Origin of the sequence: Alkalihalophilus pseudofirmus OF4, assembly GCF_000005825.2 — a bacterium.
GTDB lineage: Bacteria > Bacillota > Bacilli > Bacillales > Bacillaceae_D > Alkalihalophilus > Alkalihalophilus pseudofirmus.
Genome location: NC_013791.2, coordinates 1,250,344 through 1,264,430, shown reverse-complemented (window position 1 = coordinate 1,264,430; position 14,087 = coordinate 1,250,344). Strand labels below are relative to the sequence as shown.

Below are 14,087 nucleotides of genomic sequence, written 5' to 3'. Positions count from 1 at the left end.
TTATATTCCTTCCTTTTTTGTTAGTCATATTTCTCACTCATCCGACATTTTTTACGAATAACCTAATCTCTTCCCCTTAAACTGGTGAAATCTTATATAATAAAGGGCAGGAGGTATGTATGGACTATTTATTATTTATTTTGTTAGGTGTAGGAATTGGAGTATTCTCTGGCTTTTTCGGTATTGGAGGAGGAATTATTTTAACGCCTTTATTGCTCATGTTTGGCTTACCGCCTACTACAGTGATCGGTACAAGCCTTATGCTTTCCCTTGGAACGTCTATTTCTGGAGCGATCTCACACTTCAGGTTAAAAAATATTAATTGGTATTATGTGATTATTTTTAATTGTACAGGGATCATAGGTACGCAAATTGCTCATCCATTAATGATCCGGCTTGATTCTATGGGCTTTGCTGAAACGGTGATTTCTGTTTTTTATATCGCTTTATTAAGTTACTTCGCCTTTTCATTATTATTTCCAGCAAAAAAAGAGATTCAGTCCACGAAGAAAAAGCTTCCGCCAGCGATTGTAGCAGGGTTAATCGGCCTTGGTGCCGGTTTTATCTCATCTGCACTAGGAGTGAGCGGAGGATTCTTTATTGTCCCTCTTCTTATATCGTTACTAGGATTCAAAGCGAGTCAAGCAGTAGGTACCAGCTTAGCCTCCGTTGTATTTATCGTAGCTGCAGGTCTCATTTCTTACAGTTTATCGAGCCCGATCAACTTCGGTATCGGCTTAGCCTTAATACTAGGGACCTTTTTAGGCGCTCCAATAGGTGCTAGGTCCACTCGTTTATTTAACGAAAAGAAAATGAAAAACCTATTAGGGATTCTATATGTGTGTATGATTGTTAGTGTGTTATCAAACACGTTCTCACTATCAATCATTGGTTTAACCATAATCAGCTCGTTTGCCCTTATCTTCTTCTTCCTTATTGGAAAGAAATTTATAGGGCTCAAAAAAAAACAAGGTCTTTCTTCTTCCTGAAGAGTCCTTGTTTTTTTATACTTTAATTCCCAATATGAATCTTCTCCTCCTCTGCATGAATTCTCCATTTATGCAAACGATAATGACAAGAAAACATGCATAAGTGTTCCTACCAATTCAAAAAATAAGGTGATTGAAGCGCTGCTTGAAGGCAGGTCTGTTTTGCTGATCGACGGAGAGGAAATGATTTATTTACTTGATACAGGAAGTATTATTAAACGGGATACATCAGAACCAATGAATGAAAAGGTTGTGCGTGGATCGCATGAGGGTTTTGTCGAAGATTTAGGGACGAATGTCCACCTTCTAAGAAGAAGAATTTCAAGCAGGCAATTAGCTATTCATTATCACAAATTCGGTACAGATACGAACACATCTGTTTGTATCGTGTATATGAAAAATATCGCTAACCCTCAATTAGTTCAAGAAATCACAAAACGTATTGAATCGATTGAAATGGACATCCTTTAGTCCTGGATTTATTGAAGAATTTATAGAGGATTCTACGTTCTCTCCTTTTCCTCAAGTGTTAAATACGGAACGACCAGATCGTACAATGGCTGCTATAATGGATGGTCAGATCGCCATTATGATTGAAGGAAGTCCTACTTGTATTTTGACACCAATCACATTCTTTGCCTTTTACCAATCACCAGATGATTACAACAGCCGATTTTTTGTTGGGACCCTTTATAGAATGATTCGAATTTTGAGTTTTCTGATTGCAATATTACTTCCAGCTATCTATATCGCTGTTGTTGGATTTCACTATGAAGTCATTCCAAATGATCTTGTTCTTCCTGTTAAGGCCTCTGTTGAACAAATACCCTATCCTCCTATTATTGAGGCAATCATTATGGAGCTTACCATTGAATTAATTCGAGAGGCCGGGGTAAGACTGCCATCTCCAATCGGACAAACCATCGGGATTGTCGGAGGTCTCGTGATTGGTGATGCGATTGTAACAGCTGGTCTCGTATCAAATGTCATGATTATCGTAGTAGCATTAACCGCCATCGCAGCCTTTGTCGTTCCTTCAACAGAAATGAACACGTCGGTTCGAATATTACGATTCCCATTTATGTTTGCGGCTGCATCATTTGGCTTTTTTGGTATTTCATTTGCAGGAATGCTTCTATTAATCCATTTGTGCAAATTGGAATCTTTTGGTGTTCCTTATTTTTCACCTGTTGCTCCTTTCCAATGGAAAGATCTTAAAGATACCTTTCTCCGCATGCCAGTTTGGTTAATGAATTTAAAGCCTGCTTCTTATAGACCTCTAAAGAACAAACAACAAGACTATTCAAGAAGGTGGGCAAAAAATGAGTAATCAAAACCAAAAAATGACGATTACCCCTTCTCAGCTCGCTTTGTTTGTTATCCAAACTCAAGTAGGTGTCGGCGTCCTTTCGATGCCCTTTTCTGTCTTTGATGCAGGGGCAAAAACAGATGGCTGGATCTCAATATTGTTAGCTGGCCTTGCTGTGCAGATCATCATCTTTATTTATATGTTCATCTCTAAACGGTATCCGAATTCAAATTTGTACATTATTTTGGAAAACGTTTTTGGCAAGTGGCTTGGAAAATTTTTAATCCTGATTCATGTGGTTTATTTCATTAGTGTAGGAGTGGTTATCTTAATCTTGTTTAGCTCGGTATTAACTATTTGGGCGTTCCCCAACACACCCCAATTTCTTAAAGTAGGAATAGCGGTTTTTACGGCATGGTACTTAACGAAAGAGAATGTGCGTATCATTGCCCGCTTTCACGTAATTGTTTCAGTACTGTTAGTTTTAGTCATTTTATTAACCATTACTGCCTTTACCCATGCTGAATATCGATATCTGCTGCCGATTGGTCATACGGGAATGACCAATATTTTGTTGAGCGCAAAAGCTGCCACGCTATCGTTATTAGGCTTTGAAATATTTATTATATTGTTCGCTACGACTGAAGGGACAATTAAAACAAAAGTAAAAGCCGCAACGATCGCCAATGTGACAGTTACACTGATTTATGCCTATTTGGCCTTTACCTGTTACATCTTTTTCAGTCCAGAAGAAATAGGTTTGGTCCCTGAGCCTATTCTTTATTTAATCAAATCATTTTCTTTTATCGTCTTAGAACGGACAGACTTAATTTTTCTTACAGTATGGATGGTGTCCGTTTTAACATCCTTTGTAGGTTATTTGTATATTGCTTCACTAGGGACAGCTATTCTATTTAATAAAACCAATTACAGTCCGTTTGTGTGGGGTATTTGTCTTATTACATTCCTGATCAGCGTTTCCCCCCACAATGTGTTACGTATAGGGACAATCTCTGAACTGATTAGCAACATTGGGGGCGTTTTTTCCTTCATTTTCCCTTTCATTATTTTAATAGTTGCTATTCTTTTTAAACGAAAAGAGAGTAATGACAGCAAAGCAGGAAAGAAAGGAGTGTCTCCTACATGATCAGAAAAATGATCTTACTCCTATGTTGTCTTGTATTAATGAGCGGCTGTTGGGACAGCCGCTATTTAAAAGACATTCAATTAATTTACAGCGGCGCCTTTGATCTAGAAAAAGATGGTCGCATCAGAACAACGGTTACCATTCCTAGCGCAGATAGTGGAAAGGACCAACAAGCCCAAACAAGAAGTGTTACTGCAATAGGAAATACAACTAGACAAAGTAGATTAAATATTGACCATGAAGTATCCGGAAGACTGGATGCTGCCAAAACACGAGTCATCCTAATTAGTGATGAAGCAGCTAAAACAGATCTCTATTCTTATCTTGATGTCTTTTACCGTGACCCACGGAGCCCTTTAAATGCAAATATTGCAATTACAAAGGGCAAAGCAGAACCTTACTTGAAGTTAAAGGTAGAAAATCATCCTTTAGTTAGTGAATATCTCCGTGACTTAATTGATGCAGGTGAACAAGCTACTATTTTTCCAGTTACGAATATTCAATTTGTATGTCCAATTCTCTTTGATCCTGGGCAAGATGTCATTTTGCCCTATTTGAGTATTCGAGACGACTCAGAGGATATTCATGGTGATCAGATTGCTCTATTTAATGATCGAAAGTTTGCTGGCGCCCTAGGTACTGAGGAGAGCACGATGCTGCTTTTATTAATGGACAAATTTAAACGGACAGCAAATTTCACTGTAAGAGTAACTGATGACAAATACCCTCGATTAAATGATTTTATAACGTTCAAGTGGTAGGAATTGATCAGGATTTAACTGTCGTTGAAGAAGCCGGCGGGATTCATGCTGATATTAACCTTACGATAAAAGTGAATGCTGTAGAATATCCTGAAGACGGGTTTACCGAGCGCGAGCTCACCCTCAAGTTAAATGAGAAGCTCGGAAAGCATTTTCAAGATGTAGCTAATCGAACGATGAGGCAGCTTCAAGAAGCGAATTGTGATGCACTAGGAATAGGCCTAGAGTTGATGGCGTATGAACGTGATGTATGGCTTAAAAACACCAATTGGAAAGAAGCCTATCCCAATATTGAATTACATGCCCACACAAAAACCGAGATTGTGACACATGGAATTATCAATTAAGCACGCACAATCTGCGTGCTTTTCATTATTTCATCACAACTTTCGTCTATAATGATAGAAGCTTTACCATTTTAATTTAGCTAAGGAGTATTGCTATGTATTCTGCTATAAAGATCGTACTCACAGCATGTTCACTTTTGATTCTTATCAGCTGCTCTCCTTTTTCACACGAAGGACTTCCTAGCGCTGAACCCGTAGTTATTGTTACCAATTCTTTTGATGAGAGTTTAAGCTTTATTCACGGCACAAAGCATGATTTGATAACGACTTGGAATCTGGATCACCCTGCATCTGGCACGTTATTACTTGATCACGACACGCTATTAACCTACAGCTCGATCCATTCTACACTGTATGTGTATGACCTTACTACAGGTGAAGAGGTTCAATCGATTTCTGTTTCTTCAGCCGTAGATGATCTGAAGCTGCTTAACAACAAACTTTACCTCACCCAAAGGGAAGAAAATGAAGTTGTCGTTTTATCGTTGGATGGTGAAGTGATAAATCGTATGGAAGTCGGTTCTTCACCACAATACCTTTATCATCATGAGAATGCATTATATGCCCTAAATTATGAAGATACGAGCATTTCTGTTATCGACCTATCCACTAACGAAGTCACTACAACCTTGCCTAGTATTGACCGTGCTACAGATATGATTAAGGTTAACGAGTCAATTGTTTGGATAGGCGGTCATGGACGTGGTGCAGACATAACCAATCATATTGAAATTGTTGATATCGTACGACAAGAAAAAGTAGGTCAACTATTTGCTCCAACGATGCCAATTGCCTTCTTGAGTCATGACGATTCCATCCTTGTTCTTAGCCATGGCTCAAATCAGCTTCGTGAAATCAATCCTGAAACAAATGAAGTGGAATCAATTATCGATACAGTAGCTAACCCGTTTACTATGGCTGCACTTGATGACTTTCTATTTATCGCCGGCTATGATAGCAACTCTGTAGAAATCGTTGACCTAAACACTCTTACCTCACAAAAGAGGATTAACGTCGGAGAGGGTCCGCTAGATTTAACTATCCGAGAGGAGGCAAAGTAGACATGCCTACCATTCTAATCGTAGAAGACGAACGAACCATGCAGCGTCTGTTAACGCTTCACCTCACAAAAGAAGGATTTGAGACCATTACAGCTGACCACGGAGAAGAAGCCATTTCCCTCCTCTCTTCACACCAAATTGATCTTGCAGTCGTAGACGTAATGATGCCAGTGATGGATGGCTTTGACTTCGTAAAAAAACTTAGAGAAACATCAACCCTCCCTGTCATTTTTTTAACAGCTCGCTCAGATGAAAAAGATCGCATTGAAGGGTTAATGCTAGGCGGCGATGATTATTTAAGCAAGCCTTTTAGTAAAGGGGAACTAATTGCCCGCATTCAAGCGGTGTTACGAAGAACTTATCAAAGGAATAGAAACATTATTGGTCATATTGATGAACGGGAGATTCTTTCTTTAGAAGGAATTCAACTGAATCGAAAAGCCCGCAGTGTGAAAGTCGATCAAATCCCAATTTCGCTTACCGTCAAAGAATTTGATTTGCTATTGTTTTTATTTGAGCATCAAGGTCAGGTGTTCACAAGAGAGCATTTGCTCACCTCCGTCTGGGGTCTTGATTATGAAGGAACAGAGAGAACCGTTGATACACACATAAAAACACTACGAATGAAACTTAAACCATACGGAAATGTCATTCAAACTGTGTGGGGAATTGGATACAAGCTGGTGGATATTGAATGAAGTGGAATTCTTGGTCTTTTCATAAAAAGGTGTGGGCATTTTTACTTACCTTTACGTACGGTTCCATTTTAGTGTCCGTATTGTTAGTTTCCTATATCTATCAAGAAGTGTATGTCGGTACAGAGGAAGAACGGCTGCTCTCACTTGGCCGTAATCTAGCAACACAGCATACTCCGGGTGAACTAAACGAGGATTTCATTCAGAGGGCAGAAGCTCATAACGATGTGTCTACAACTCAGATATACGTCGTTCAAAACCCGCGGGAATTGAGCGCCTGTCTTCCTTTTGAGATTGACTATCAAACCTTTATTTCAGAGGAAGAGCGCAGACAGCTATTAAACGGGGAATACCTCGTCAAAATGGGGTATGAAGAACGAATTGACCGTAATGTATTAGCTGTTGTCACTCCATTAGTAGAGGATCGTGTGTTAGATGGCATATTATATGTATATGTTCCTGTCTCGTCAATTCAGGAAGTGTTTCTACCAGCTGTACCTGTGCTCGTCCTCTTAATCTTAGTGTTGTTTGTTATTTTATATTTATCAGGTTCAAGGTTCACAACTTATGTAACTAAGCCGTTAACGACGATGCAGCTTGCCACAAAAAAGATTGCTGCAGGGGATTTTAGCAGCAGGGTTCCTATTCACACAAGTGATGAATTAGGGCAGCTGGGACATTCCTTTAATGAGATGGCCAATGCACTAGAAAAGGAAGATTTAAGAAAGCAGACCTTCCTCTCAAATGTCTCACATGAGTTAAGAACTCCGCTAAGTTACGTTAAAGGATATAGTGAAGTACTACTTGAAGACGAACAATTAAGAGAGGATCAAAAAGAATTTGTTTCTATTATTCATAATGAATCAGACCGGCTTAGTAAGCTGGTGAATGACTTATTGGACCTTGCAAAAATTCAAGGTGAACAAGAAGTTCTCTCAGTGGAACCGACTGTTCTTTCTGCTCTTATTGATGAAGCGGCTGCCTCTTATTTACCTAGTGCGAGAAAAAAAGGAATTGAGATTATTACATCTAGTGATGAATCCATTATTGCATTGATCGACCCAAACCGAATCAAACAAGTGCTGCATAACCTTATACAAAACAGCTTGCATCATTGTCAAAGCGGTGATTCTATTACACGCACTTTAACTCTTGAACGTGCAAACATCTGTAAAATAATGATCACAGACACGGGAGCTGGAATGTCTAAGGAAGCACTCGTACATTTAGGTGAACGTTTTTACAGAACAGATGATGCTCGCACAAGAAAATACGGCGGCACAGGTCTTGGGGTAGCTATTTCAAAAGCGATTATTGAAAAACATAATGGAACGATACATTATGAGAGCGAGTTGGGGAAAGGGACAACTGTAACGATCTGTTTACCTATTGCAGATGAAAAAGACCAGCCGAATGATTAAAATGAATTAATCATAGGCTGGTTCTTCTTGTTAAAATGTAATTGTTTTATTTATGTGTTCATGCAATGAATCATGCTTCCGCTCAATATGAATGACTGCTTCATATTCTCCTGAGTACTCGTCATCTACAGGAAGCTTGTATCTTCCCTCACCTTCTTCACTCGTATCAAGCCAGATATGTTTATCATCCTCGTTTTGCCACATTTCAATTGTAACAATCCCGTCTGTCAGCTCTTCTCCATTTACTTCAATAAAAAAGGTCACTCCATCTTCTTCTTTTGTCATTTCAATTTCTATCTCCGCATGATGGTGATGATGTTCGCTGTTATCTGACTGTTCATGCGGCTCTTCTCCCCCTTCCGCTGAACTTTCTACACTGCCAATTTGAATCTCTGCTATAGGCATACGGTGAAGACCTCTTGCCGTCACATGGGTTTGGACGTGATAACGTCCCTCCTCTTCAAAAACATGAGTTAGCATATAATTATTTCCGTCTTGATCTGTGGCTTCAATCATTTCACTTGAATCCTTTTGACCTTCCTGCCACACCTCATAAACGACCTCATTTGCATCTTCTACTAAATCATCACCTTGAGTGACATGACTCTCAAACAGAACTTCCTCATTAATTTCCGCTTGATCCGGAAGAACCAATTCCACCTCTATAGGGGTTAATTGATCATCCATACCCATCTCCATTTCATCTGATTCTGCACCTCCACAAGCACTTAAAGCTGTGAGGGCAGCCACAGTAATTATTACTAAACGTTTCATTTATCATTTCACCTCTTTGTTTTCGTTACACATAGTGTAGCATCTATTTGTGATGAAAATATGATGCAGACATCACATATCAATGTTCATTTTGAACAGTTTGTGAACATAAAAAAGAGGATTACTATAAACGTAATCCTGCTTCCTTGTCTACGCATAATCCTTGCCAATATCTTTTCCAACTATTCATCATTCGCTCTTGATTATGTGCTTCATGGGCTTCATTATCTAGTTTTTGATGTTCTTTATAGAAGAACAAATGAAATACATTGCCGTCAAGAATACAAAAATAGCTTGATATAAGTTGTTCAATTGGCTGCTTTGCTATCATACCTTTTTCAATTGCTTCAGTGAATAATTGTGAAAGCATTTTTACTTGTTTTTTCTCAAATGCCAGCTTCTACTCACCAAATCTCGACTAATTGTATTGAAATAGTAAAACACAATTTTAAAAATGGTTAGAGGGAAATAAAAAATTAAATAAGCCAAGAACATCAATATTTATTGATGTCTTGGCTTAAATTAGAATTCAACTTTTTATTTCTTCTTATCTTTATCAATATCTAGTTCTTGATAAATATCTTCTTTAATTTCCTCGTAGAAGTCTTCTTTCATTTCTTCATACACTTCTTCTTTCACTTCCTCAATCATTTCCTCTTTTACTTCTTCTTTCATTTCTTCGATCATTTCTTCTTTCACTTCATCACGTAATTCTTCATACACCTCTTCTCTTACATCGTCTAAAAACTCTTCTCTAATTTCTTTCTTCAACTGTATTACGCGCTTTTTACGTGTTTTCTTGCCTTCTAACTTAAAGTCCCTGCCAAGCATCACGAGTACGGAAATAATCATTATAATCATGATCACTGCAAAAGGTAAGGCTGCAATGATTGATGCAGTCTGAAGGGCATCGAGTCCCCCTCCTCCGCTAATTAAGAGAACACTTGCCGTACCAGCGATTAAGAATCCCCATAATAACTTAACTGATAACTTAGGGTTGAGACTCCCGTGAGAAGTCATTGCACCGAGTACATATGAAGCAGAGTCCGCTGAAGTAATGAAGAAAATAAGAATGACAATAACAGCTAATATATTCGTAATCATGCTTAAAGGCAGTTCGCCTAATGTAGCAAATAAGGCAAGCTCTACATTACTCATAACTAAATCGGCAATTGGAGCTTGTCCTGAAATTTCAAGGTTTAAAGCCGTACCACCGAATGTGGTAAACCAGAGAACGGCTAAAAGGGAAGGTACTAATAATACTCCCGCCATAAATTCACGAATTGTTCTACCGCGTGAGATACGCGCTATAAAAAGACCCATAAATGGAGCCCATGCAATATGCCAAGCCCAAAAGAAGATTGTGTTCGTTCCAAGCCATGTACTTTCTGAAAATGGAGTCATTGTTAAACTCATTGAAGCCACATTTGTAATGTAGCCGCCAAGCGTCGTAACAAAATTCTCTAAAATAAATAATGTAGGTCCTACGATAATAACAAAGAGTAATAGTAATCCTGCAACGGCTAAGTTAATATTACTTAATTTCTTAATTCCTTTATCTACCCCTTTACCAGCCGAGATCATAAATAACACGGTCACAACAGCAATAATGGTAATTTGAGTCCAGACGTTATTAGGGATAGCAGAAATATAAGATAACCCGCCTGTAATCTGCAGGGCGCTTAAACCAAACGTTGTTGCTACACCTGTACAAGTAGCAATAACAGCTAAAATATCAATTGAACGACCAGTCCAGCCATTTACACGGTCCCCTAACAGAGGGTAAAAAGCAGAACTAATTAATGCAGGACGATCTTTACGGAATTGTACATACGCTAACGTCAATCCCACAATAGAGAAAATCGCCCACGGATGCAGAGCCCAGTGGTAAACCCCGTAACGAAGACCTGCTGCGGCTGCTTGTTCAGTTTCAGGTGTATATCCCATAGGAGTATCAATATAGTATAATACCGGTTCAGCTACACCCCAGAATACAAATCCTACCCCGATTCCAGCAGCGAATAACATCCCAATCCAAGAGTACCAAGTATATTCCGGCCTTTCATCAGGCTTTCCAAGTCTCATTCTTCCAAAGGGACTTAGAGCAATAGCTATAACAAACAATACAAAAAAAGCAGTTGATAACATGTAAAACCATCCAAAGTTTTCAATCATCCAGCCGAGTCCGCTGTCTGCAGCAGATTGTAGTGTGCCAGGAGAGAGCACTCCCCACAATACAAAAAGTCCTATCAAAATGGCTGAAATGATTAGGACACTCCCTATTTTTTCAGGCGTTTTTTGTTGTACATTCATGAATGTTTTTCGCATCCCTTCTTATCTTTTTTCACTAAAACAAAGAAAGAAACCCTCCATCTTCCTTTCATGCCAAAAGTATACCTTTTAGTTTACCCATTTTGTGCATAAAACGAAACCTCATTTGAAATGTTCAGAGTAGACACACAACTTCCTTATTAAACGTTTAACCACACCTAGTATGACCACCTTTTTTATTTCACATCACCCCTTTTTAGATTTCATTGCTATATACATCGTGAAAGGAGGTGATAAGATGATGCAGCAAACAAGACTTACTTTACAATTTCATCACGGTGTAGATGTGTTCGGCGAAAATATTTTCAAAGATAAGCGCTTTAACAACATTAAGGGTACCTCTCTAGATATTGACCTAGAAGAGACTGCCTTAGCGCTTGGTACTTTGCAGAAACATTCTTTAATCGGCGTAGTACGAAACAATAGCTATTCATTAGCTTAATTCATCAGCTTAATTCATCAGCTTAATTCATCAGCATCATTAATTAATAATATTAGGAGATGATAAGATGGCACGAGTCTTGGAATTGTTATTTCTGAATCAAGAAGGCAAGCAAGTTTCTATCACATTAGATGATCCAATTGAACCCGCAGATCCAGAAGCAATCTTACAAGTGATGAACAAAGTGATTGAAAAAAATGTTTACACTTCTTCTGGGGGGGACTTCGTTAGCATTAAAGGTGCACGGATTACCGAAAGAGCAGTTGAAGTGATTGAACTGCCTGCCCATTAATTATGACTTCATTTGAGTTGTGGCTTCCTATATTAAGTGAGTATGGCTTCCCTGTGATGGTCACGTTTTATTTACTCTATCGGCTTGAGAAAAAACTTGACCTGATGATTGAAGTTCTTCATCAATTAAAAGTAGATTCCACAAAAAAGCCTCCTAACTTATTTACGAAACAACATTATTAATACAAAAAGTGAGCTGAGTTAAATTCAGCTCACTTTTTTATGCTCAATCCATCATGGTTTCTAGAAAAGATGGGATAGAAAGACATATTTAAGACAAACTAGCACTAGTACATTTCAAACGAAGTAAGGACGGAGGAATAGACATGAATGCAACGAACCCGCTCCAAGCGTTGACATTTACATCCCATTACAAAAGCAGCTCTCTTCTCCTGCAAATAAGCTCCCTTATCAGTGAATATTCTCATGAAAGCAGCGTCTGCATGACATGAGTAAAGAAAAAAGGGTAGAAGCCATTTTTTGGAGCATAGCTTTTCCCGGGTTTGGACAATTTCTTAACCAAAAATTTTTAAAGGGAGTATTTTTTGTACTGTTAGAATTCACCATTAATGTGCAAGCCAGATTGAACTTAGCCATTATCCCGAGCTTTTATGGTAACGGGACTGCCGCCAACGATACCGTGAATTATCAATGGATCATGTTTTATCCATGTGTTTATTTATTTTCCATGTACGACGCGTACCGTGATGCAGGGGGCGAGCGAGTAAAGTATGCATTTATTCCTTTTGCCATTTCTGCTTATATCGGAACCATTGGTGTGATTTATTCTCGTAGTATTCAATTTTTTGACCATCTTATCGGAGTCATTTGGTCCCCTATTTTATTTCATTTAGCCGGGTATGGACTTGGAATGATCATACGCGCGATCATTCTCCACTTCACTAAACATGAAGCAAACCCAGCATAAAATTATTACTGCAGCCCTATCAGGTTAAAGATAGTAAGGAGGTCGTTTCATGTCGTGGTTTTCCATCAAAAAAAGACTAACACTTCCAACAGAAAATGACACACAGCCTATGACTATTCAAGAAGCAATAGAAGATGGTATGACTTCAAGTGACTTCGAACACCGAATCATTGTGACTTCTTATAAAAATTTATGGGTTTCCTTTTATGGAACGTTGATTGATCCTAAAAAGTTACATAATGATGTGATTAAAAAGTTACAGGATCATCAATTTCATACACCAGAAGACCTTCGTACGTTTATTTCTATAGACGATACCAAACTAACTTCTGATGGGAATGTTGTCGCTGATTCACTTATGCGTGGATATGCGTGCATCCAACTAGAAGAACAAGCAGCTCTTTGTATTTTAGTCGCTATTCAAACGGATGATAAACGTGAGATTACGATACCCGAAGTAGAATTTAGTGTAGTCGGTCCAAAAGAATCATTCGTAGAAGGTATTGATACAAATATAAATTTAGTACGCAAGCGTATTCCAGTGCCTGATTTAAAAGTAAAAGAATATACAGTCGGCACCCTCTCAAGAACAAGAGTATGCATCATGTATATACAATCCATAGCCAATGAAGAAAATGTAAATACAATGATTGAACGTGTGAGTTCCATTCAATTTGATCAAATTAATGACAGCTCTTATATTAATCAAATGATAGAAGATCAAACGAACAGCCCGTTCCCTCAATTTATCGATACAGAACGGCCTGACCGGGTTGCCGCTCTTTTGGCTGAAGGGAAAGTAATTGTTCTTGCGAATGGTTCGCCACAGGCTATTACCGGTCCGACAACATTAGTTGAATTCTTCTCAGCATTTGAAGATTATTTTTTATCTTGGCATATTGCAACCGCATTTCGTCTGATCAGGTTATTTGCCGTTTGGTTTTCTATTTTTGCTACGCCCCTTTATGTAGCGGTACTAACGTATCACGCTGAGATTATACCGCAAGATCTACTTGCGACCTTAATTGTATCAAGAAGTCAAATTCCTTTCCCGCCTATATTAGAGGCATTGTTTTTAGAATTAACGATTGAACTTCTCCGTGAGGCAGGTGCACGGCTTCCTACAAAAGTCGGGCAGACGATTGGTATCGTTGGCGGGATTGTTATTGGGACAGCAGCTGTTGAAGCAGGCTTAACGAGTAATGTTTTATTAATTATAGTAGCGCTTGCCGCTCTTGCTTCGTTTACAACACCAGTCTATCGAATGGGTAATACCATCAGACTTATACGCTTCCCTTATATTTTCGCCTCTCAATTATGGGGCTTAGTCGGATTAGCTATTTTATTTAATTTTATGCTTGTTCATCTCCTGACCATCACCTCGCTTGGGCGGCCCTATTTAGCTCCTTTATATCCTACGAGGCTGGCAGATTTTAAGGATGCGTTTTTCAGGATGTCATTTAATTTCCAATCAAAACGCCCTATTCATTTACAAACCAAAAATAACGTTCGCTTTAATAAACGAAAAGCGAAAAAGAAAAAAGATATTGATGAAGGAATTTAATGAAGGAAGGAATTTAATCAGAATTCT

17 protein-coding genes are annotated in these 14,087 nt (G+C 38.6%); 14 read left to right on the top strand and 3 right to left on the bottom strand.

What is annotated here, in order from left to right:
- The first annotated feature begins 119 nt into the window (after positions 1 to 119).
- The 9 genes from BPOF4_RS06350 (at position 120) to BPOF4_RS06315 (ending at position 7,730) form a co-directional block, all read left to right on the top strand.
- A complete protein-coding gene (locus tag BPOF4_RS06350; RefSeq protein ID WP_012958257.1) occupies positions 120 to 989 on the top strand; it encodes a sulfite exporter TauE/SafE family protein in 870 nt (289 codons plus the stop codon).
- A gap of 129 nt (positions 990 to 1,118) precedes the next feature.
- The gene (locus BPOF4_RS22765) at positions 1,119 to 1,460 is read left to right on the top strand and encodes a spore germination protein (protein WP_049779875.1); all 342 of its coding nucleotides are present in this window, start codon (positions 1,119 to 1,121) and stop codon (positions 1,458 to 1,460) included.
- Positions 1,441 to 2,319 carry a spore germination protein gene (locus BPOF4_RS06345; RefSeq protein ID WP_049779874.1) on the top strand — a complete coding sequence of 293 codons (879 nt, stop codon included), beginning with the start codon at positions 1,441 to 1,443 and terminating at the stop codon, positions 2,317 to 2,319. The genes BPOF4_RS22765 and BPOF4_RS06345 overlap by 20 nt, the downstream gene beginning before the upstream one ends.
- Positions 2,312 to 3,445 carry a GerAB/ArcD/ProY family transporter gene (locus tag BPOF4_RS06340; protein WP_012958256.1) on the top strand — a complete coding sequence of 378 codons (1,134 nt, stop codon included), beginning with the start codon at positions 2,312 to 2,314 and terminating at the stop codon, positions 3,443 to 3,445. The genes BPOF4_RS06345 and BPOF4_RS06340 overlap by 8 nt, the downstream gene beginning before the upstream one ends.
- Positions 3,442 to 4,206: a Ger(x)C family spore germination protein gene (locus BPOF4_RS06335; RefSeq protein ID WP_012958255.1), complete on the top strand. Its 765-nt coding sequence runs from the start codon at positions 3,442 to 3,444 to the stop codon at positions 4,204 to 4,206. Before BPOF4_RS06340 ends, BPOF4_RS06335 begins: the two co-directional genes overlap by 4 nt.
- Positions 4,200 to 4,553: a Ger(x)C family spore germination C-terminal domain-containing protein gene (locus BPOF4_RS06330; protein ID WP_012958254.1), complete on the top strand. Its 354-nt coding sequence runs from the start codon at positions 4,200 to 4,202 to the stop codon at positions 4,551 to 4,553. Before BPOF4_RS06335 ends, BPOF4_RS06330 begins: the two co-directional genes overlap by 7 nt.
- 95 nt (positions 4,554 to 4,648) lie before the next feature.
- On the top strand, positions 4,649 to 5,614 hold the full coding sequence (locus tag BPOF4_RS06325; RefSeq protein WP_012958253.1) for a YncE family protein: 966 nt from the start codon (positions 4,649 to 4,651) through the stop codon (positions 5,612 to 5,614).
- Positions 5,615 to 5,616: 2 nt separating this feature from the next.
- Positions 5,617 to 6,312: a response regulator transcription factor gene (locus tag BPOF4_RS06320; protein ID WP_012958252.1), complete on the top strand. Its 696-nt coding sequence runs from the start codon at positions 5,617 to 5,619 to the stop codon at positions 6,310 to 6,312.
- Positions 6,309 to 7,730 (top strand): sensor histidine kinase, encoded by a 1,422-nt coding sequence (locus BPOF4_RS06315; RefSeq protein ID WP_012958251.1) that lies wholly within the window; start codon positions 6,309 to 6,311, stop codon positions 7,728 to 7,730. Before BPOF4_RS06320 ends, BPOF4_RS06315 begins: the two co-directional genes overlap by 4 nt.
- A 30-nt stretch (positions 7,731 to 7,760) precedes the next feature.
- On the opposite strand, the gene BPOF4_RS06310 is transcribed toward BPOF4_RS06315, so the two are convergent.
- The 3 genes from BPOF4_RS06310 to BPOF4_RS06300 form a co-directional block, all read right to left on the bottom strand.
- Positions 7,761 to 8,504 carry a FixH family protein gene (locus BPOF4_RS06310; protein ID WP_012958250.1) on the bottom strand — a complete coding sequence of 248 codons (744 nt, stop codon included), beginning with the start codon at positions 8,502 to 8,504 and terminating at the stop codon, positions 7,761 to 7,763.
- Between the two features lie 124 nt (positions 8,505 to 8,628).
- Positions 8,629 to 8,874 (bottom strand): hypothetical protein, encoded by a 246-nt coding sequence (locus BPOF4_RS06305; RefSeq protein ID WP_012958249.1) that lies wholly within the window; start codon positions 8,872 to 8,874, stop codon positions 8,629 to 8,631.
- A gap of 167 nt (positions 8,875 to 9,041) precedes the next feature.
- Positions 9,042 to 10,832, bottom strand: a complete 1,791-nt coding sequence (locus tag BPOF4_RS06300; RefSeq protein WP_238446486.1) for a BCCT family transporter — start codon at positions 10,830 to 10,832, stop codon at positions 9,042 to 9,044.
- 241 nt (positions 10,833 to 11,073) lie between these two features.
- On the opposite strand from BPOF4_RS06300, the gene BPOF4_RS06295 reads away from it, so the two are divergent.
- From BPOF4_RS06295 to BPOF4_RS06275, 5 genes are all read left to right on the top strand, one after another.
- Positions 11,074 to 11,277 carry a DUF1659 domain-containing protein gene (locus tag BPOF4_RS06295; RefSeq protein ID WP_012958247.1) on the top strand — a complete coding sequence of 68 codons (204 nt, stop codon included), beginning with the start codon at positions 11,074 to 11,076 and terminating at the stop codon, positions 11,275 to 11,277.
- Between the two features lie 67 nt (positions 11,278 to 11,344).
- A complete protein-coding gene (locus BPOF4_RS06290) occupies positions 11,345 to 11,569 on the top strand; it encodes a DUF2922 domain-containing protein (RefSeq protein ID WP_012958246.1) in 225 nt (74 codons plus the stop codon).
- A gap of 2 nt (positions 11,570 to 11,571) precedes the next feature.
- Positions 11,572 to 11,751: a YvrJ family protein gene (locus BPOF4_RS06285; RefSeq protein ID WP_041822291.1), complete on the top strand. Its 180-nt coding sequence runs from the start codon at positions 11,572 to 11,574 to the stop codon at positions 11,749 to 11,751.
- Between the two features lie 265 nt (positions 11,752 to 12,016).
- Entirely contained in the window at positions 12,017 to 12,496 is a 480-nt protein-coding gene (locus BPOF4_RS06280; RefSeq protein WP_012958244.1) for a hypothetical protein, read from the top strand.
- A 49-nt stretch (positions 12,497 to 12,545) separates the two neighbouring features.
- Positions 12,546 to 14,060 carry a spore germination protein gene (locus BPOF4_RS06275; RefSeq protein WP_012958243.1) on the top strand — a complete coding sequence of 505 codons (1,515 nt, stop codon included), beginning with the start codon at positions 12,546 to 12,548 and terminating at the stop codon, positions 14,058 to 14,060.
- Positions 14,061 to 14,087 lie beyond the last annotated feature (27 nt).

Coding starts and splice junctions, on each gene's coding strand:
- BPOF4_RS06300 (WP_238446486.1), bottom strand. CDS start 10,832: ATGCGAAAAACATTCATGAATGTACAACAAAAAACGCCTGAAAAAATA.
- BPOF4_RS06325 (WP_012958253.1), top strand. CDS start 4,649: ATGTATTCTGCTATAAAGATCGTACTCACAGCATGTTCACTTTTGATT.
- BPOF4_RS06340 (WP_012958256.1), top strand. CDS start 2,312: ATGAGTAATCAAAACCAAAAAATGACGATTACCCCTTCTCAGCTCGCT.
- BPOF4_RS06285 (WP_041822291.1), top strand. CDS start 11,572: ATGACTTCATTTGAGTTGTGGCTTCCTATATTAAGTGAGTATGGCTTC.
- BPOF4_RS06275 (WP_012958243.1), top strand. CDS start 12,546: ATGTCGTGGTTTTCCATCAAAAAAAGACTAACACTTCCAACAGAAAAT.
- BPOF4_RS06305 (WP_012958249.1), bottom strand. CDS start 8,874: ATGCTTTCACAATTATTCACTGAAGCAATTGAAAAAGGTATGATAGCA.
- BPOF4_RS06310 (WP_012958250.1), bottom strand. CDS start 8,504: ATGAAACGTTTAGTAATAATTACTGTGGCTGCCCTCACAGCTTTAAGT.
- BPOF4_RS06320 (WP_012958252.1), top strand. CDS start 5,617: ATGCCTACCATTCTAATCGTAGAAGACGAACGAACCATGCAGCGTCTG.
- BPOF4_RS06335 (WP_012958255.1), top strand. CDS start 3,442: ATGATCAGAAAAATGATCTTACTCCTATGTTGTCTTGTATTAATGAGC.
- BPOF4_RS06315 (WP_012958251.1), top strand. CDS start 6,309: ATGAAGTGGAATTCTTGGTCTTTTCATAAAAAGGTGTGGGCATTTTTA.
- BPOF4_RS06295 (WP_012958247.1), top strand. CDS start 11,074: ATGATGCAGCAAACAAGACTTACTTTACAATTTCATCACGGTGTAGAT.
- BPOF4_RS06350 (WP_012958257.1), top strand. CDS start 120: ATGGACTATTTATTATTTATTTTGTTAGGTGTAGGAATTGGAGTATTC.
- BPOF4_RS06280 (WP_012958244.1), top strand. CDS start 12,017: ATGAGTAAAGAAAAAAGGGTAGAAGCCATTTTTTGGAGCATAGCTTTT.
- BPOF4_RS06290 (WP_012958246.1), top strand. CDS start 11,345: ATGGCACGAGTCTTGGAATTGTTATTTCTGAATCAAGAAGGCAAGCAA.